Raw genomic sequence first — 16,295 nt, forward strand, 5'->3', positions numbered from 1 at the left:
GTAAGGCGCAACGGCATCGGCGGTCTTCCTGCGCTGCTTGCGGCGCGGCTATGTTTCTGGTGCTGACGCTCGTGCCCACTTTCCGCGAATTCGCATCACTCCCGATCCCGGACGCGTTGCCCAATCCGCGAGGCGGTGCGGTACCGGCTGCCGATGCGGCATTGCAAGCCGCGCAGCAGTCGTTCGCGCGGCGTGCCGATCCGGCCGCCTCGCTTGCCGCGGCGGCCGCCGTGTTGCGCGAAGCGGGCTGGCTTGCGGCCGAGCGCTTCTGCAATGCCCTGGCGCAAGCCGCGCCGCTTGCGTCGATCGAGTTGCAGCCGGTCGAGTTTGAAACGGCGTTGCGGGATTTCCGGGCGGCGGTCGAGAGGCGCAATTTGCGCGAGCTTGCGTGCTCGCCGGTTCTGTTCGAGCACTATCGGGCGCTGCGCGTGCAGGCCGCGGGCGATTTGCGCGCCGACACGCCGCCCGACGCGCTGGCGCTTGCCGGGCGGCCAGTGCCGGCCGCGACGCTGTATCCGTTGTCGGAACATGCGCTCGCGCATTTGCGCGCACGTTACGAGCAGGCATTGCTCGGTGCGCTGCGCGCGCCGCAAGCAGCGTCCAGCGCGGCGCTCGACGGGCTTGCCGATTGCGTGGCCGAACTCGCGGGTCCGTTTCCTTACGATTATTGGCGGCTTGCGCTTGCGTGCATCCGGGTGCTGCGCGCGAGCGGCGGTGTCGAACTCAAGCGTTTTCTCGCGCGCTGCAATCTGCTGCTCGGCGAGCAGGCGCACGGCTTGCGAATCGCGCCCGACGCGCTCGTCAGGCAGACGCTCGCGCTCTTTTGGCGCGATTACGCGTTGTACGGCGCGGCGGCGGAGGACGGCGCCGATGTGGAGCTGCTGCACGACTACGGGTTGACCGTCGCTTGGCATGTTGCGGGGACGCAGGCTTCCGAGGCGTTGTGGGAGGCGGGCGCCGCGCGCGCCGAGGCGGACGCGGTGCGCGTCGAGCCGACGCGTGAACTCGGCGCGGTAGTCGTCAACGGTCATGCATATGAGGATTTTTTGCAAACGGCGGATGCATCGATGAGCGAGCTTACGCTGGATGCGCGCACGGTCGATGCCGGCGCGGCATTGCGCGCGGCGCAGGCCGCGTATCGCGTCGGTTCGGCCGCGTGTGCGCTCGGCCTCGGGCATACGGCGCTGCTCGCCGATGCGCTGGGGCTTGCATGGCGGCGCCGCGCCCATCTCGGCGCCGGGCTTGCGCCCAGCCCGGTGGCCTGCGCCCAGGCGGCCGAAGCGCTGCGTGCCGCGTTGCACAAGATCGCAGCCGGCATGGCGCCGCCCGATCTATCGGCGGCGCGCGCGGCGCTCGCCCATGCATTGTCGGGCTTGGACGCCCCTCCGGTATAAGCTGCGCGGGCCGGGTGAGCCGAGCAGGTGTGTCAAAGTGTGTTACAAGAACCTTGAAGACGCGTACCGAAAAATCGCGAAAGTCGTGGCAGCATGTATTGCGCGGTGCCGGGCAACAGCGCGCGGGACGGTACATCGATGGGTTTCGAACGCGTGATAGAGTGAGTGAACATCGTGTCGACTCGCGCGGCGACCGTGGCGTGCGAGGTCTTTGCTAAAATTCAAACTATGTCCAAGAGTTCCGATCGCATCAATCTCACCAACCAGTTTCTGATCGCCATGCCGAACATGGCCGATCCGACGTTTTCAGGAACGGTGGTCTATCTTTGCGATCACAGCGAGCGCGGTGCGCTCGGCCTCGTCATCAATCGTCCGACTGATATCGATCTCGAATCGCTTTTCAACCGTATCGATTTGAAGCTCGAAATCGAGCCGCTTCTGCACATCCCCGTGTATTTCGGCGGCCCGGTGCAGACCGAGCGCGGTTTCGTGCTGCACGAGCCGGTTGAGGGCAGTTCGTACAACTCATCGATGACGGTCGAAGGCGGGCTGGAGATGACGACGTCGAAGGACGTGCTCGAGGCGGTCGCGACGGGTACGGGCCCGAAGCGGTTCCTGTTGACGCTCGGTCATGCCGGCTGGGGCGCGGGCCAGCTCGAAGAGGAAATCTCGAAGAACGGCTGGCTCACGGTCGAGGCCGATCCGCGCATCGTGTTCGATACGCCCGCCGAGGAGCGTTTCGAGGCGGCGCTCGGTTTGCTTGGAGTCAGTTCGTCGATGCTCTCCGGCGAGGCAGGGCACGCATGAGCGCGGCGCTTGCGCGCGACGCGACGCTTCTTGCGTTCGACTACGGCGAAAAGCGTATCGGCGTGGCGATCGGCAATCGGCTGACTCGATCGGCCCGTGCGCTCGTCATCATCCCCAATCTAAACCGCGAGCATCGCTTCAAGGCGATTGGCGAGCTGATCGCGCAGTGGCAGCCGGATGCGCTCGTCGTCGGCTTGCCGCTTCATCCGGACGGCGCGCCGCACGAGATGACGCAGCAGGCCAAGCGCTTCGGCAATCAATTGAACGGACGCTTCAATCTGCCCGTGAGCTGGGTCGACGAACGTTACTCGTCGGTCGACGCGCGCGCGGATTTGCGCGCGCGCGGCGCGGCCGCGGCGCGCATCGATGCCGAGGCCGCCCGCATCATTCTTCAACAATATCTCGACGAGTTGTCCGACCATCATGAGCTTCATTGATGCCGAGGCGCTTTACCGCGTCCTGCTCGACCAGATTCGCGGCGCCTATGGGCAAGCCGCGTTCTCAGCGCCGCACGGCCCCGTCGTTGCCGGCATTTACAGCGGCGGTGCATGGCTTGCGGAGCGTCTGGCGCGCGATTTGGCCGCGCCGGGCTTCGGCGTCGTCAACGTCGCGCTGCATCGTGACGATTACGCGAAAAAGGGGCTGCACAGTCAGGCGAGTCCGACCTCGCTGCCGTTCGAGGTCGAAGGGCGCCGGATCGTGCTCGTCGACGACGTGCTGTACACCGGGCGCACCGTGCGGGCCGCGCTCAACGAACTGTTCGACTACGGGCGTCCCGCCGCCGTCGAACTGGCGGTGCTTGCCGATCGCGGCGGGCGCGAGCTGCCGGTGGCGGCGCGCTTCGTCGGCGGCACGCTCGACGTCGCGGCCGACGCGACGCTCGTGCTCGAGCGCACCGACGCCGCCGCGTTCACGCTTCGCACCGAGGCGCGCGGCCTCTGAGGCCGCAGCGTCATGCATTCCGGCCGCCCGCGCCCGATTTGCGCGGGCGTGCCGTTCAGCAACACGTTGGAATCACGCACATCATGACGACCGACATTTCCGGCCGCACCGGCACCTCCGCTGCGTCCGCGCCCGCCGAGCGCCATCGCTACGGCTTCCTGAAGGGCAATCCGCAGCTCACGAAGAACGGCGAGCTCAAGCATCTGCTGACGATCGAGGGGTTGCCCCGCGCGATCGTCAACCAGATCCTCGACACCGCCGAGCAATTCGTCAGCGTGACCGACCGCGAAGTGAAGAAGGTGCCGCTGTTGCGCGGCAAATCGGTATTCAACCTGTTCTTCGAAAACTCGACGCGCACCCGCACGACGTTCGAGATCGCGGCGAAGCGCCTGTCCGCCGACGTGATCAATCTGAATATCAACGCGTCGTCGACGAGCAAGGGCGAATCGCTGCTCGACACGATCAACAACCTGTCGGCGATGCATGCCGATCTGTTCGTCGTGCGCCATGCGTCGAGCGGCGCGCCGTACCTGATCGCCGAGCACTGCGCGCCGCACGTGCACGTGATCAACGCGGGAGACGGCCGCCATGCGCATCCGACGCAGGGCCTGCTCGACATGTATACGATCCGCCACTACAAGCGCGATTTTACGAAGCTGCGCGTGGCCATCGTCGGCGATATCCTGCACTCGCGCGTCGCGCGCTCGGATATCCACGCGCTGACCACGCTCGGCGTGCCCGAGGTGCGCGCGATCGGCCCGCGCACGCTGCTGCCTGGCGGGCTCGAGCAGATGGGCGTGCGGGTATTCCACAATCTCGATGAAGGTCTGAAGGGCGTCGACGTGATCATCATGCTTCGTTTGCAGAACGAACGGATGAGCGGCGCGCTGCTGCCGTCCGCGCAGGAGTATTTCAAAAGCTGGGGGCTTACGCCCGAGCGTCTCGCGCTGGCCGCGCCCGACGCGATCGTGATGCACCCCGGCCCGATGAACCGCGGCGTCGAGATCGACTCGCAGGTGGCCGACGGTCCCCAATCCGTGATCCTGAACCAGGTGACTTTCGGCATTGCCGTGCGCATGGCGGTGATGGGCACCGTCGCGGGCAACAGCGACTGACCGCGCGCGGCGGCGCGGGCTCGTACCCGCCGCAGTGCGCCGCGCATCGGACTCGACGCATTCACGCATTCAACGCATAAGCAGACAGCGCATGAAGATTCATATCAAAGGCGGCACGGTGATCGATCCGGCGGCCGGCACCGAACGGCAGGCCGACGTATTCGTCGCGGCCGGAAAAATCGCGGCGATCGGCGCGAGCGCGCCCGCCGATTTCAACGCGGCCAAGACGATCGACGCGACCGGGATGATCGTCGCGCCGGGCTTCGTCGACTTGTCGGCGCGGCTGCGCGAACCCGGCTACGAGCACAAGGCGACGCTCGAATCGGAGATGGCCGCGGCCGTCGCGGGCGGCGTGACGAGCCTCGTGTGTCCGCCCGACACCGATCCCGTGCTCGACGAGCCCGGCCTTGTCGAGATGCTGAAGTTTCGCGCCCGCAATCTGCATCAGGCGCACGTGTATCCGCTCGGCGCGCTGACCGTCGGCCTGAAGGGCAGCGTGATCACGGAGATGGTCGAATTGACCGAAGCGGGGTGCATCGGCTTCACGCAGGCGAACGTGCCCGTCACCGATACGCAGGTGCTGCTGCGCGCGCTGCAATATGCGAGCACTTACGGCTATACGGTGTGGCTGCGCCCGGTCGACGCGTTTCTCGCGAAGGGCGGCGTCGCGGCGAGCGGGCCGGTTGCGTCGCGGCTCGGCCTGTCGGGCGTGCCGGTCGCGGCCGAAACGATCGCGCTGCATACGCTGTTCGAGCTGATGCGCGTGACGGGCGCGCGCGTGCACGTCGCGCGGCTGTCGTCGGCGGCGGGTATCGCGCTTGTGCGCGCGGCGAAGGCCGAGGGCCTGAATGTGACCTGCGACGTCGGCGTGAATCACCTGCATCTGATTGACGTCGACATCGGCTATTTCGATGCGCAATTTCGCCTCGATCCGCCGCTGCGCAATGAGCGCGACCGCGAAGCGATTCGCGCGGCGTTGGCCGACGGCACGATCGACGCGATCTGCTCCGACCACACCCCCGTCGACGACGATGAAAAACTGCTGCCGTTCGCGGAAGCGACGCCGGGCGCGACGGGACTCGAACTGCTGCTGTCGCTGACGGTGAAGTGGGCGCGCGAGGCGGGCGTGCCGCTCGCGCAGGCGCTGGCGAAGATCAGTTCGGCGCCGGCCGATGTGCTGAAGCTGCCGGCCGGCCGGATCGCGGAGGGCGCGGCAGCTGATCTGTGCGTGTTCGATCCGCGCGCGCACTGGTATGTCGAGCCGCGCGCGCTGAAGAGCCAGGGGCACAATACGCCGTTCCTCGGCTACGAACTGCCGACGCAGGTGTGCGCGACGCTCGTTGCCGGCCAGGTCGCTTTCGAGCGCCGTTGACGCGAGCGCCCATCATGAAAGCCCTCCGCAAGGCGCGCCTCGTCCTGCATCTGCTGGCTGGAATGGCGATCGTCGCCATCCGTTTTCGGCGCGCGGCGCCCGCGCGGCGCCGGCAACTCACGCAGCGCTGGACCCTGAAGATGCTGCGGCTCTGCGGGATGCGGCTCGTCGTGCATAACGACAGCGCGCGGCTCGACGCGCGCGCGCTCGTGGTCGGCAATCATGTGTCGTGGCTCGATATTTACGTGATCAATGCGTGGCGGCCGACGCCGTTCGTCTCCAAGGCCGAGGTGCGGGACTGGCCGGTGATCGGCTGGCTGGCCGAGCGTTTGGGCACCGTGTTCATTCAGCGCGAGAAGCGCAGCGAGGCGAAGCGGATCATGCACGAGCTGGCCGCTCGTCTCGGCAACGGCGAACTGATGTGCGTGTTTCCGGAGGGCACGACGTCCGATGGACTCGGGCTTTTGCCGTTCCATTCGAATATGTTCCAAGCCGTGGTCGAGGCCCAGTGCGCGGTGCAACCGATTTGCCTGATGTATGAGGATGCGCACGGGCGTCAGTCGCTGGCGCCGGCGTATGTCGGTGAACTGTCGCTTGGCAAGTCGCTCGACCGGGTATTGGAGAGCGGGCCGCTGACCGCGCATCTGTACGTCGGCGAGCCGATCGCGGCGACCGGCGACCGGCGCGAGATGGCGGCGCGCGCGCGCGCCGCGGTCGCGCACGCGCTCGCGCAGATGCAGCGCGACGCCGGCCGGCCGCTCGATGCGGAGCTGGCGCGGCTGCGGGACGCGGCTTATCCGGCGGGCGCGCAGCAGGGCGGCAGCGGGGACGCGCAAGGAATCGACGCCGGCGGCGACGTCGGGGCGGTGCCGCGTCGAGAAGGGGGGTAGGCCGGCGGCGCTCATACGGAGTTTCGCTTATTCCTTTGCGGCGCTGGAGCGCTCGCACGCGACCTGCATGACTTCGCGCGCGCTCGGATCATGGGTCAGCCGCACTGCCGACAGCCGGTTGCCCCATACGCATCCCGAGTCCAGCCCCACCAGGTTATCGCGCAGCATCAGGCCCAGCGCAGCCCAATGACCGAACACGACCGTGACTTCGGCCGTTTTGCGTCCAGGCACGTCGAACCAGGGCAGATAGCCGTCGGGCGCCGACGAAGGGCCGCCGTTCGAGCGGAATTCCATCGCGCCTTCGGCAGTGCAGAAGCGAATCCGCGTGAACGCGTTGAACGCGACGCGCTGCCTTTCCTTGCGCTTCAAATCCGGGCGCCACTGATTGGGCTCGTTACCATATAGTTCGCACAACGTATCACGCCAATTCGGTGCCCGAAGCGCCCGTTGCAGTTCGTCGGCGAGTTCGAGCGTGAGCGTTGCGTCCCATTGAGGCAGCACGCCCGCATGCACCATTAACATCCCTTGCTCGAAATGCGCGAACGGCCGATGGCGAACCCATTCGAGCAACGCGTCCGCATCGGGTGCATCGAGGATTTCGCCGATCGTGTCGCCCGGCTTCGGAGAACGGATGCCTGCCGCGACCGCGAGCAGATGCAGGTCGTGATTGCCGAGCACGGCGACCGCGCGCTCCCCGAGCGCGGCGATTTCACGCAGCGTTGCAAGTGACGCCGGGCCACGGTTGACGAGGTCGCCAGCGAACCACAATGGGGTATCGGCGGATGGCGCGAGCTTGTCGGCGAGCCGCCGATAGGCGGCATGGCAGCCCTGGATGTCGCCGAACGCGACGGGAGCGGGGCGAGAAAAATTTGTCATTGTTTGACGTTTGTAGCGAAACGGAAATCGACGGTAACACAGGAAATCGTGTTAATCAGAGTAAGCGCCGCGCGAAGAAAATTTGATGCGTAACCCTTTTTCATGGGGAAAGTATCTCGGGTTTGCGACAATTGAGAGAACGTTTGTCAAGCTGTTTCCAGATGTCAGAGGGATGTTTTTTGACTTCCGCGCCCGTATAATTATGGCTTTGTAGGGCAGTAGCGGTAGTGCGCTGCCGAACTTGGACGTGCGGCTCGAAGAACTGCGCGACCGCAACCGGCGGTTTGACTTGAGCGGTCTGGCACGAAGACGCACGCCATGCTGCATTAGCCGGTTGTTCGACCGACTCCCAATTTCAGCAAAGGAATCCCATGATATTGGTAACGGGCGGCGCCGGGTTTATCGGCGCCAACTTCGTGCTCGACTGGCTGGCCCAATCCGACGAAGCGGTGCTGAACGTCGACAAGCTGACGTATGCGGGAAATCTCGGCACGCTGAAATCGTTGCAAGGGAATCCGAAGCATGTGTTTGCGCAGGTCGACATTTGCGAGCGCGCCGCGATCGATACATTGCTCGCGCGGCACACGCCGCGCGCCATCGTCCACTTCGCCGCCGAAAGTCATGTCGATCGTTCGATTCATGGACCGGCGGATTTCGTGCAGACGAACGTAGTCGGCACCTTTACGTTGCTCGAAGCGGCTCGCCAATACTGGAATGGGCTCGGCGCCGACGCGAAAGCCGCGTTCCGGTTTCTGCATGTGTCGACGGACGAAGTGTTCGGCTCGCTGTCCGCGACCGATCCGCAGTTCTCCGAAACGACGCCGTATGCGCCGAACAGCCCCTATTCGGCGACCAAGGCGGGGTCCGATCACTTGGTGCGCGCTTATCATCATACATATGGGCTGCCGGTGCTGACGACAAATTGCTCGAACAACTACGGCCCCTATCAGTTTCCAGAAAAGCTGATTCCTCTGATGATCGCCAATGCCCTCGCGGGCAAGCCGTTGCCCGTCTATGGCGACGGCCAGAACGTGCGCGATTGGCTTTATGTCGGCGATCATTGCAGCGCGATCCGCGAAGTGCTCGCGCGCGGCGTGCCGGGCGAGACGTACAACGTCGGCGGCTGGAACGAGAAGAAGAATCTGGACGTCGTGCATACGTTGTGCGATCTGCTCGACAAGGCTCGGCCGAAGGCTGCCGGTTCGTATCGAGATCAGATCACCTATGTGAAGGATCGTCCCGGTCACGATCGCCGTTATGCGATCGACGCGCGCAAGCTCGAGCGCGAACTCGGCTGGAAGCCGGCCGAGACGTTCGAGACGGGGCTGGCGAAGACCGTCGATTGGTATCTCGATAACCAGGTGTGGGTCGACGAAGTGGCGTCGGGCGAATACCGCAAATGGGTCGAGACAAACTACGCGCAACGCGCTTGAGGGCATTCGCGATGGCACGTAAAGGCATCATTCTCGCCGGCGGGTCCGGCACGCGGCTATATCCGATCACGCATGCAGTGTCGAAGCAGCTGCTGCCGGTCTACGACAAGCCGATGATCTACTATCCGCTGTCGACGCTGATGGTGGCGGGCATCCGTGACGTGCTGATCATCTCGACGCCGCAGGATACGCCGCGCTTCGAGGCGATGCTGGGCGATGGCAGCCAGTGGGGAATGAGCATCCGCTACGCGGTGCAGCCGTCGCCGGACGGGCTCGCGCAGGCGTTCATCATCGGCCGGGAATTCGTCGGCAACGATCCGTCCGCACTGATTCTCGGCGATAACATCTTCTACGGCCACGATCTCGCGAAGCAACTCGAGCGGGCGTCGGCGCAGCAGGCGGGCGCGACGGTGTTCGCATATCACGTGCACGATCCGGAGCGCTATGGCGTCGTCGAGTTCGATCGTGAATTCCGCGCGCTGTCGATCGAGGAGAAGCCCGCAAAGCCACGTTCGAACTACGCGGTGACGGGGCTGTACTTCTACGATAACCAGGTGTGCGACATCGCGGCCGACATCAAGCCGTCAGCGCGCGGTGAGCTGGAGATCACCGACGTGAATTCCTGCTATCTCGCGGCGGGCACGCTCGATGTCGAGATCATGGGCCGCGGCTACGCGTGGCTCGATACCGGCACGCACGATTCGCTGATCGAGGCCGCGACGTTTATCGCGACGCTGCAAAAGCGCCAGGGGCTCGTGGTCGCATGTCCCGAGGAGATTGCGTACCGGAGGCAGTGGATCGATCAAGACCAATTGCTCAAGCTCGCCCAGCCTTTGTTGAAAAACAGCTATGGCCAGTATCTGAAAAACATTCTCACGGACCAAGTCGCATGGCCATCCAAGTAACGCCCACGGCGCTGCCTGAAGTCAAGCTCATCGAGCCGAAGGTGTTCGGCGACGCGAGAGGCTTCTTCTTCGAAAGCTTCAATGCGGGCGAATTCGCGCAGCGGGTGGAGGCGGGCGTCGAGTTCGTCCAGGACAATCATTCGCGCTCGGCGAAGGGCGTGTTGCGTGGGCTGCACTATCAGATTCAGCATGCGCAGGGCAAGCTCGTGCGCGTTGTCGAAGGCGAAGTGTTCGACGTCGCGGTGGATATCCGCAAAAGCTCGCCGAACTTCGGTAAATGGGTGGGCGTCATGCTGTCGAGCGGCAATCATCGGCAGCTATGGGTGCCGCCTGGCTTCGCGCATGGCTTCGTCGTGTTGTCGGAGTCCGCGCAGTTCCTCTACAAGACTACCGATTACTGGTATCCCGAATTCGAGCGAAGCATCGTGTGGAACGATCCCGCGATCGGGATCGAGTGGCCGATCGATTTCGAGCCGTTGCTTGCCGCGAAAGATGTGGCTGGCGCGAAGCTGAGCGACGCGGAGGTTTTCGCGTGAGGATTCTGGTTACTGGTCGGAACGGGCAAGTCGGATGGGAATTGTGTCGAGCGCTCGCGCCGCTTGGCGACGTCGTCGCGTGCGGTCGCGAAACGGCCGACCTGTCCAAGCCCGAGACGCTGGTCGCGCTGGTCGCATCCGTCAAGCCGGACGTCATCGTCAATGCGGCAGCCTATACGGCGGTCGATCTGGCGGAGGAGCAGGAAGCACTCGCTCATCGGGTGAATGCGGAATCGGTCGGCGTGCTGGCGCAAGCCGCACGTGCGCACGATGCATTGCTTGTTCACTATTCGACCGACTACGTGTTTGACGGCACCTCTGGTGTTCCATATGTCGAAACCATGCCGACCTCGCCTGTCAATGCATATGGTCGAACGAAGCTCGCCGGCGAGCAGGCGATCGAAGCGGTTGCGGGTGACTGGCTGACGTTGCGCACGACATGGGTTTACGGCGCACGCGGCCGCAATTTTCTGCGCACGATGCTGCGTCTATCGCATGAACGCGATACGCTGCGCGTCGTCGCCGATCAGATCGGCGCGCCGACGTCCGCACGCATGATCGCGGACCTCACGGCGCACGTGGTCGCCCACGCTCAGCGCGAGCGCCGGGCCGGCCAGTTCGAATCCGGCCTCTTTCACATGACCGCGGCCGGCGCGACATCATGGCACGGGTTTGCATCGGCGATCGTCGACGCCGCACGTGCGGCGCGCGCCGAAGCGGTCAAGACGGAAACCGTCGAGCCCATTTCGTCCGACGCCTATCCGACGCCGGCGCGCCGCCCGGCTAATTCGATTCTCGACAACGGAAAATTCGATCGGCGGTTCATGCTCCAGCGACTCGATTGGCGTCAGGCGCTGGCGCTCGTGATCGACGATCTCGGGCTCGAGGATCGCTGACGCGCGGTTTCGCAACAGGATGATGGGTTTATGCAAATGCGCAATCGGCTGCTGAGTTCGCTGCGGCCGCATGCCAGACGAATCGGGCGCAAGCTCTACCAGGCCGTCCCGCTCAGTTCGCGCAACAAGGCTCGGTTGACCAACGCCGTATTCACGCTGGCAGGATCGTTGTTTGAGGGCACGGTCTATTACGAGACGTGGAAGCGGCAAAATGCGCCGCTTCAACAAGTGCTTGGCCGAGCGCCGCTTGCCGAGGCGCAAGAAATCGACGCGGTGCTGGCGAGCCTGCGATTTGCCGAAGTCGATGCACCGAAGGTTTCGGTCGTCATTCCCGCCTACGGCAATCTTCCTTATACGCTGTCATGTCTGCGATCGATTGCGGAGCATCTGCCGGCCGTGCCGATCGAAGTGATCGTCGCGGAGGATGCATCGGGTTGCCAGCAGATCCTGCGCTTGCGAAACGTGCCGGGGTTGCGCTTTGTCGAGAATCCACAAAATCTCGGTTTCGTGCGCTCGTGCAATCGTGCGGCGACGTTCGCGCGCGGCGAGTACCTGTATTTTCTGAACAACGACACCGAAGTGACCTCCGGCTGGCTCGACTCGATGCTCGCGTTGTTCGCCACCCGTGCGGATTGCGGCATGGTGGGCTCGAAGCTGGTCTATCCCGACGGCCGCCTCCAGGAGGCGGGCGGCATCATGTGGAAGGACGGTTCGGCGTGGAATTTCGGCCGGCTCGATGATCCGTCGAAGAGCGCGTACAACTACGTCAAGGAAATCGATTACGCGTCGGGCGCTTCGTTGCTGTTGCCGAAGCAACTGTTCGACGCGCTCGGCGGGTTCGACGAACGCTACGCGCCGGCCTACTGCGAGGATTCCGATCTTGCGTTCAAGGTGCGCGGCGCGGGCAAGAAGGTGTACTACCAGCCCGAATCGATGATCATTCACTACGAAGGCGTGTCGAACGGCACGGACACGAGCACGGGTATCAAGGCCTATCAGGTCGAGAATCAGAAGAAATTCCGCGAGCGCTGGCACAACGTACTGAGCCGCGAACATTTCGACAACGGCACGCATGTCGGCGCAGCCCGAGACCGCACACGCCACCGCAAGACACTGCTGATCGTCGATCACTATGTTCCGCAGCCGGATCGGGATGCGGGCTCGAGATCGCTTGTCTGCTTCATTCACGTGTTTATCCAGATGGGATTCAACGTGAAATTCTGGCCGAGCAATATTTGGTATGACGAAGCATACGTGAAGCCACTGCAGCAACTTGGCATCGAAGTGTTCTACGGTCCGCAGTTCATCGACGGCTTCGACGAGTGGGTCCGGCATGCCGACCAGGCGATCGATTACGTGTTCCTGAACCGGCCGCACGTGTCGAAGGCATTCATCGCACCGCTGCGCAAGTACGCGCCCAAGGCAAAGCTGCTGTACTACGGACACGATCTCCATTTTGCCCGTGCGCTGAAGGAGTTCGAGGTCTCGGGCAATACGCGCCTGCGCAAGGATGCCGAAGCAATGCGCGCGCTCGAAATGAAGATTTGGCGAAGTGTCGACGTCGTCTATTATCCGTCGGACGACGAGACCGCAGTGGTCAACGAAATGGCGCCAGGCGTGAATGCGCGCACGTTGCCGCCTTACTTCTTCCAGCCGAGGGCGGCGTCCGCCGCCAGGCCGTATGCGCGCGAGCGCAACCGCATCATCTTCGTCGCGGGGTTCGGGCATCCGCCCAACGTCGACGCGGCAAAGTGGTTCGTGAGCGATATCCTGCCGAGAATCGTTGAAGCGGTGCCGGACGCGGACCTGATGTTGATCGGCTCGAATCCGACCGACGAGGTGAAGGCGCTCGCCGCATCGAACGTTACCGTGACCGGTTACGTGACCGACGAGCGGCTCGCCGAGTTGTACGACGGCGCGCGCGTCGCGGTCGTGCCGCTGCGCTTCGGCGCGGGCGTGAAGAACAAGGTGGTGGAGGCGTTGAATTTCGGCGCGCCGCTCGTGACGACGCCGGTGGGGCTCCAAGGGCTGCCTGGGCTCGACGAGCTGGTGCCTGCGACGGACGATCCGGCCGCATTCGCGCAGTACGTGATCGATTTGATTCGCGACGACGCCCGCTGGCAGGCGCTTTCGGATGCGGGACGCGCGTATGTGGCGAGTCATTTTTCGAGCGACGCGATGCGCGATGTGTTCGCACTCGACCTACAAACGAACTAGCGATGACCCCGATGAGCATTGGTCAGAAGAAGGAAGCCGTGCGCGCTCGCGCGCCGCTGCGTCTCGGGCTGGCGGGCGGGGGGACGGATGTTTCCCCGTACTCCGACGATTTCGGCGGACTGGTGCTGAACGCGACGATCGATCGATATGCATACGCGACGATCACGCCGTACCACGATGGCATGGTGGAACTCGTCGCCGCGGACAACTCCGTGGCGTGGAGTGGCCCGATGGCCGCGCCGTTGAAACTCGTCAAAGGGCTCGAGTTGCATGTCGGCGTCTACAACCGGGTGGTCCGCGATTACAACGGCGGCAAGCCGCTGGCTGTCCAGGTGACGACGCACTCGGAGGCGCCGCCCGGATCGGGGTTGGGCTCGTCGTCGACGATGGTCGTGGCGCTGCTGCATGCGTTCGTCGAATATCTGCAAATTCCGCTCGGCGAGTATGAGATAGCGCACCTCGCATACGATATCGAACGGGTTGATCTGGCGCTCGCCGGCGGCAAGCAGGACCAATATGCGGCGGCATTCGGCGGCTTCAATTTCATGGAGTTCTACAAGGATCGCGTCATCGTCAATCCGTTGCGTGTGAAGCAGTCGGTGCTCGCTGAACTGGAGTCGGCGCTTGTGCTGTTTTATACCGGAGTGTCGCGTGAGTCCGCCAAGATCATCCAGGAACAGACCGAAAGCATGAAGCGCGGCAATGCGGTCTCGGTGGAAGCGATGCATCGCGTCAAGCAGGAAGCGCTTCGCATGAAGGAGGCGATTCTCAAGGGCGATTTCGACAGCTTTGCCGAATCGATGCGCCTGTCGTGGGAATCGAAAAAGAAGATGGCGACCAGCATCAGCAATGCGAACATCGATGCGATCTACGACGCCGCGATCGCGGCGGGCGCGAGAGCCGGCAAGGTGTCGGGCGCGGGCGGCGGCGGTTTCATGATGTTCATCGTCGATCCCACGAAGCGTCCGAACGTCATCCGCGCGCTCCAGCCATTCAACGGCCAGGCATTCACTTGCAATTTCACGAAACACGGGGCCTATTCGTGGAGAACATGATGAAGGATGCGATTCGTCGCGAAATCACCAAGGCCGTCGACATCTTCACGGCCATCCGCGCCGACGATGCGTTGCTCGACAAGGTGGCCGGTTTTGCCCGGACGATCGTGCGCGCATTCGAGTCGGGCAACAAGGTGTTGATTGCCGGCAACGGCGGCAGCGCGGCGGACGCGCAGCATATTGCCGGCGAATTCGTGAGCCGCTTCAATTTCGATCGCCCCGGATTGCCGGCTTTTGCGCTGACGACCGATACCTCCGTGATGACGGCGATCGGCAACGATTACGGCTATGAGAAGCTGTTTTCTCGTCAGGTTCAGGCGGTCGGCGTGAAGGGCGACGTGTTCTGGGGCATCTCGACATCGGGCAAATCGCCGAACGTCCTGCGTGCGATGGAAGAGGCACGCAACAAGGGGCTTTACGTCGCCGGATTCACCGGCGAGCACGGCAATGCGATGCGCGAGCTAGCCGACGTGTGTATCGAGGTGCCGTCATGCGAAACGCCGAAGATCCAGGAAACGCATATCCTGCTCGGACACGTTGTGTGCGGCCTCGTCGAATCCGCAGTGTTCGCCCGCTCATGACGCCCGCGATCGTCCTTGCTGGCGGGCTGGGAACGCGGTTGCGCAGCGTCGTTCCCGATCTTCCAAAGCCGATGGCCGATGTCGCCGGCAAGCCGTTTCTCTGGTGGATCCTGCGGCGTCTCGAACGACAGGGGCTCACTGACGTCTATCTGGCGGTGGGCTATAAACGCGAAATCATCGAAAGCCATTTCGGCGAGACGTTTGGCGCGCTCAGGCTGCATTACGTCGTCGAAGACGCGCCGCTCGGCACCGGTGGCGCCATTGCGAAGGCGATGGCCCGCGTCGACGCCGAATCCGCTTACGTGCTGAACGGCGACACGATGGCGATCGTCGAACTGGCCGCGCTGTCGGCGGCTGCGGCGCAGCCCGGCGTGGATCTCGCGATGGCGGTTGCCGAATTGCCGGACGTGTCGCGCTATGGCGCGGTGGATTTCGATGCGATGTCGCATCGGGTGATCGCGTTTCGCGAGAAGGGGCGGCAAGGTCACGGCTTCATCAACGCCGGCGTCTACCTGCTCAAGCGTGAGCCGTTCCTGCGGCGCGTGCCCGGCGAGCGCTTTTCGTTCGAGCAGGATTATCTTTACGCATGCCTGCCGGAGCTACACGTTGCCGCGGTGCCGAGCGTCAGCGAACTGATCGATATCGGTGTGCCGGAGGATTACGCTCTTGCGCAGACGCGCGTGCCGGCAATGGCGAGCGACAATGCCGAGTAATGCGCGGCGGGCGCTGTTCCTGGATCGCGACGGCGTCATCAACGTCGACATTGGCTATCTTCACCGTCCCGAAGATTGCGTGTTCATCGACGGCATATTCGAACTCGTTCGCCGGGCGGGACATGCGGGCTACGACGTGTTCGTCGTTACGAATCAGGCGGGCATCGCGCGCGGATTTTACTCGGAAGCGACGTTCGCCGCCTTCACTGCGTGGTTGCTGCAGCGATTCGCGGCCGAAGGCGCATCCATTACCCAGGTGTATCACTGCCCTCATCATCCGACGGCTGGGCTGGGCGAGTATCTGACGACATGCACGTGCCGCAAGCCCGCACCGGGAATGTTGATTGCCGCCCAGCGCGAGCACGCGATCGACATGGCGCGATCCGCGATGATCGGCGATTCCGTCACAGACATGGCTGCTGCTGCATCGGCAGGCGTCGGTGCGCGCTATCTGCTTGGTCCTACGGCGGCGGCGAACGCGGACGAAGGATTCGTGCGAATCGCGAGCTTGTTCGATGCGATCGAGCGATTGGGAATTTGAGCGGAAAAGCCGGGCGGCGGGC

The 16,295-nt window shown here is 63.9% G+C and carries 17 protein-coding genes; 16 read left to right on the top strand and 1 reads right to left on the bottom strand.

What is annotated here, in order from left to right:
- Positions 1-59 precede the first annotated feature (59 nt).
- The 7 genes from AQ611_RS05455 (at position 60) to AQ611_RS05485 (ending at position 6,520) form a co-directional block, all read left to right on the top strand.
- The gene (locus AQ611_RS05455) at positions 60-1,394 is read left to right on the top strand and encodes a hypothetical protein (protein WP_069235148.1); all 1,335 of its coding nucleotides are present in this window, start codon (positions 60-62) and stop codon (positions 1,392-1,394) included.
- Positions 1,395-1,622: 228 nt separating this feature from the next.
- Entirely contained in the window at positions 1,623-2,201 is a 579-nt protein-coding gene (locus AQ611_RS05460) for a YqgE/AlgH family protein (protein WP_059520000.1), read from the top strand.
- Positions 2,198-2,638, top strand: a complete 441-nt coding sequence (ruvX, locus tag AQ611_RS05465; RefSeq protein ID WP_059519999.1) for a Holliday junction resolvase RuvX — start codon at positions 2,198-2,200, stop codon at positions 2,636-2,638. The genes AQ611_RS05460 and ruvX overlap by 4 nt, the downstream gene beginning before the upstream one ends.
- Positions 2,625-3,143: a bifunctional pyr operon transcriptional regulator/uracil phosphoribosyltransferase PyrR gene (gene pyrR, locus AQ611_RS05470; protein WP_059519998.1), complete on the top strand. Its 519-nt coding sequence runs from the start codon at positions 2,625-2,627 to the stop codon at positions 3,141-3,143. Before ruvX ends, pyrR begins: the two co-directional genes overlap by 14 nt.
- An 83-nt stretch (positions 3,144-3,226) precedes the next feature.
- Positions 3,227-4,258 carry an aspartate carbamoyltransferase catalytic subunit gene (locus AQ611_RS05475; RefSeq protein WP_069233939.1) on the top strand — a complete coding sequence of 344 codons (1,032 nt, stop codon included), beginning with the start codon at positions 3,227-3,229 and terminating at the stop codon, positions 4,256-4,258.
- A 91-nt stretch (positions 4,259-4,349) separates the two neighbouring features.
- On the top strand, positions 4,350-5,630 hold the full coding sequence (locus AQ611_RS05480; protein ID WP_069233940.1) for a dihydroorotase: 1,281 nt from the start codon (positions 4,350-4,352) through the stop codon (positions 5,628-5,630).
- 14 nt (positions 5,631-5,644) lie between these two features.
- Positions 5,645-6,520 (top strand): lysophospholipid acyltransferase family protein, encoded by an 876-nt coding sequence (locus tag AQ611_RS05485; RefSeq protein ID WP_059519995.1) that lies wholly within the window; start codon positions 5,645-5,647, stop codon positions 6,518-6,520.
- A 27-nt stretch (positions 6,521-6,547) separates the two neighbouring features.
- On the opposite strand, the gene AQ611_RS05490 is transcribed toward AQ611_RS05485, so the two are convergent.
- Positions 6,548-7,396: a symmetrical bis(5'-nucleosyl)-tetraphosphatase gene (locus AQ611_RS05490; protein WP_059519994.1), complete on the bottom strand. Its 849-nt coding sequence runs from the start codon at positions 7,394-7,396 to the stop codon at positions 6,548-6,550.
- A gap of 371 nt (positions 7,397-7,767) precedes the next feature.
- Here AQ611_RS05490 and rfbB point away from each other — a divergent pair, with 371 nt between their 5' ends.
- From rfbB to AQ611_RS05535, 9 genes are read left to right on the top strand one after another with little or no spacing between them, the layout of a single operon-like run.
- Positions 7,768-8,829, top strand: a complete 1,062-nt coding sequence (gene rfbB / locus AQ611_RS05495; RefSeq protein WP_069233941.1) for a dTDP-glucose 4,6-dehydratase — start codon at positions 7,768-7,770, stop codon at positions 8,827-8,829.
- Positions 8,830-8,840: 11 nt separating this feature from the next.
- Positions 8,841-9,734 carry a glucose-1-phosphate thymidylyltransferase RfbA gene (gene rfbA, locus AQ611_RS05500; protein WP_069233942.1) on the top strand — a complete coding sequence of 298 codons (894 nt, stop codon included), beginning with the start codon at positions 8,841-8,843 and terminating at the stop codon, positions 9,732-9,734.
- Positions 9,719-10,270 carry a dTDP-4-dehydrorhamnose 3,5-epimerase gene (rfbC, locus tag AQ611_RS05505; RefSeq protein WP_059519991.1) on the top strand — a complete coding sequence of 184 codons (552 nt, stop codon included), beginning with the start codon at positions 9,719-9,721 and terminating at the stop codon, positions 10,268-10,270. Before rfbA ends, rfbC begins: the two co-directional genes overlap by 16 nt.
- Positions 10,267-11,166 carry a dTDP-4-dehydrorhamnose reductase gene (gene rfbD / locus AQ611_RS05510; RefSeq protein ID WP_069233943.1) on the top strand — a complete coding sequence of 300 codons (900 nt, stop codon included), beginning with the start codon at positions 10,267-10,269 and terminating at the stop codon, positions 11,164-11,166. Before rfbC ends, rfbD begins: the two co-directional genes overlap by 4 nt.
- Before the next feature lie 30 nt (positions 11,167-11,196).
- Positions 11,197-13,383: a glycosyltransferase gene (locus AQ611_RS05515; RefSeq protein WP_069233944.1), complete on the top strand. Its 2,187-nt coding sequence runs from the start codon at positions 11,197-11,199 to the stop codon at positions 13,381-13,383.
- Positions 13,384-13,385: 2 nt separating this feature from the next.
- Positions 13,386-14,438: a GHMP family kinase ATP-binding protein gene (locus tag AQ611_RS05520; protein ID WP_059519988.1), complete on the top strand. Its 1,053-nt coding sequence runs from the start codon at positions 13,386-13,388 to the stop codon at positions 14,436-14,438.
- Positions 14,438-15,019, top strand: a complete 582-nt coding sequence (locus tag AQ611_RS05525) for a D-sedoheptulose-7-phosphate isomerase (RefSeq protein WP_059520087.1) — start codon at positions 14,438-14,440, stop codon at positions 15,017-15,019. The genes AQ611_RS05520 and AQ611_RS05525 overlap by 1 nt, the downstream gene beginning before the upstream one ends.
- Positions 15,016-15,732, top strand: coding sequence for a nucleotidyltransferase family protein (locus AQ611_RS05530; RefSeq protein WP_069233945.1), 717 nt, complete (start codon positions 15,016-15,018; stop codon positions 15,730-15,732). Before AQ611_RS05525 ends, AQ611_RS05530 begins: the two co-directional genes overlap by 4 nt.
- Positions 15,722-16,273: a D-glycero-alpha-D-manno-heptose-1,7-bisphosphate 7-phosphatase gene (locus AQ611_RS05535; RefSeq protein WP_059519986.1), complete on the top strand. Its 552-nt coding sequence runs from the start codon at positions 15,722-15,724 to the stop codon at positions 16,271-16,273. The genes AQ611_RS05530 and AQ611_RS05535 overlap by 11 nt, the downstream gene beginning before the upstream one ends.
- The last annotated feature ends 22 nt before the right edge of the window (positions 16,274-16,295 follow it).

It is taken from the genome of Burkholderia singularis (assembly GCF_001718875.1).
Taxonomy (GTDB): Bacteria; Pseudomonadota; Gammaproteobacteria; order Burkholderiales; family Burkholderiaceae; genus Burkholderia; species Burkholderia singularis.

Coding starts and splice junctions, on each gene's coding strand:
- rfbB (WP_069233941.1), top strand. CDS start 7,768: ATGATATTGGTAACGGGCGGCGCCGGGTTTATCGGCGCCAACTTCGTG.
- AQ611_RS05475 (WP_069233939.1), top strand. CDS start 3,227: ATGACGACCGACATTTCCGGCCGCACCGGCACCTCCGCTGCGTCCGCG.
- ruvX (WP_059519999.1), top strand. CDS start 2,198: ATGAGCGCGGCGCTTGCGCGCGACGCGACGCTTCTTGCGTTCGACTAC.
- AQ611_RS05460 (WP_059520000.1), top strand. CDS start 1,623: ATGTCCAAGAGTTCCGATCGCATCAATCTCACCAACCAGTTTCTGATC.
- AQ611_RS05515 (WP_069233944.1), top strand. CDS start 11,197: ATGCAAATGCGCAATCGGCTGCTGAGTTCGCTGCGGCCGCATGCCAGA.
- AQ611_RS05525 (WP_059520087.1), top strand. CDS start 14,438: ATGAAGGATGCGATTCGTCGCGAAATCACCAAGGCCGTCGACATCTTC.
- rfbA (WP_069233942.1), top strand. CDS start 8,841: ATGGCACGTAAAGGCATCATTCTCGCCGGCGGGTCCGGCACGCGGCTA.
- AQ611_RS05480 (WP_069233940.1), top strand. CDS start 4,350: ATGAAGATTCATATCAAAGGCGGCACGGTGATCGATCCGGCGGCCGGC.
- pyrR (WP_059519998.1), top strand. CDS start 2,625: ATGAGCTTCATTGATGCCGAGGCGCTTTACCGCGTCCTGCTCGACCAG.
- rfbC (WP_059519991.1), top strand. CDS start 9,719: ATGGCCATCCAAGTAACGCCCACGGCGCTGCCTGAAGTCAAGCTCATC.
- AQ611_RS05490 (WP_059519994.1), bottom strand. CDS start 7,396: ATGACAAATTTTTCTCGCCCCGCTCCCGTCGCGTTCGGCGACATCCAG.
- AQ611_RS05530 (WP_069233945.1), top strand. CDS start 15,016: ATGACGCCCGCGATCGTCCTTGCTGGCGGGCTGGGAACGCGGTTGCGC.
- AQ611_RS05520 (WP_059519988.1), top strand. CDS start 13,386: ATGACCCCGATGAGCATTGGTCAGAAGAAGGAAGCCGTGCGCGCTCGC.
- AQ611_RS05485 (WP_059519995.1), top strand. CDS start 5,645: ATGAAAGCCCTCCGCAAGGCGCGCCTCGTCCTGCATCTGCTGGCTGGA.
- AQ611_RS05535 (WP_059519986.1), top strand. CDS start 15,722: ATGCCGAGTAATGCGCGGCGGGCGCTGTTCCTGGATCGCGACGGCGTC.